The organism is Odoribacter sp. Z80 (genome assembly GCF_009935865.1).
Lineage (GTDB): Bacteria > Bacteroidota > Bacteroidia > Bacteroidales > Marinifilaceae > Odoribacter.
In genome coordinates, this window is the sequence record NZ_QWEL01000008.1 from 1 (window position 1) to 1,156 (window position 1,156).

Here is a 1,156-nt window from a genome sequence, read left to right on the forward strand (position 1 = left end):
AATAAAGTCAGGTTATTATAACTACAGTCCAATTTTGTCAATGCCGTACATCCACTCACATCTAATGAAGTCAGGTTATTGTCCTCACAGTCCAAATATTTAATTTTCCCCTTAATCGTAACAATGTGGGGATTTCGATTGGAGTATTCATGCTCAACGTAGGAATCTATACTTAGTACATAATGGATTTCATCTTCGCCATCTTCATCCCAATCGTCATATATTTCAACACTTTTAAATTCTTCCACAGTTCCATCCCCCCAATCTATAGTAATAATATCCCCTTCATTAAAAGTTTCAATATCCACCCCAATCTCATCGTTCTCTGCAATCATTGTAATCATCCCTTCTTTCGCCCCATTACCTCCATTATCATCCAATGGGTCTTTGTCATCATCTTTTGAACATGCTGTAAACATAGTAGCACACATTGCTACCATGAACAAATAAAATAGTTTTCTCATATTAATAATTATTTAGCACCTTGAAAAGCCCCCTGAAAGGTAATTTTGTAATAAAAAAGAAGTGTGGAGGCTAACCAGTTTATCTTACGAAAGGTACGACCAAGCACCCGCACAAAAATAAACAGCTACTCCACACTCGACCGAATATATGAATAACATATATGGCAAGTATGAACGTTTGTAACCGTCTATCCTTTTGTGCTAAAAAATTGGTCGTTTTTTCGTAAAGGATAAACTAAACGCTTCTTATAAAAATATGTTCGTTGTTATTGTTAACAACGTCACAAATATAGTTATAATTCAACATTCAACAAACGTTCATCGGAGTAGCTGTAAGGCAAAAGTAAACAATCTTACAATCTTCCTTCATCCGCATAACTATAATAATTATCCCCTGTAACAATCAGATGGTCTTGTATTCTAATATCCATCAACTTAGCAGCTTCCTTTATTTTCTTTGTAATCCTATCATCCTGAGAACTTGGTTTTAATTGTCCTGATGGATGGTTATGTGCCAGTATAATGCTTGAACTATGTGCCAATAATGCAGTCTGCATGATTAGCCGTACATCGACTACCGTACCGTCCATTCCTCCCTCTGAAATCGTAGTAATGCCTAAAACCTTATTTGCTCCATTGAGTAAGACCAGTTTAAAGTATTCCTTGTATTCCAGCGTATCATCATTAAAAGC

At 35.7% G+C, this 1,156-nt stretch carries 1 protein-coding gene and 1 pseudogene; both read right to left on the bottom strand.

Going from position 1 to position 1,156, the window contains the following annotated elements:
• Positions 1 to 464 (bottom strand): annotated as a pseudogene (locus D1136_RS07885) (leucine-rich repeat domain-containing protein); the annotation flags it as partial.
• A gap of 353 nt (positions 465 to 817) precedes the next feature.
• A partial coding sequence (locus D1136_RS07890; RefSeq protein WP_161877096.1) for a JAB domain-containing protein occupies positions 818 to 1,156 on the bottom strand: 339 nt, incomplete at its 5' end.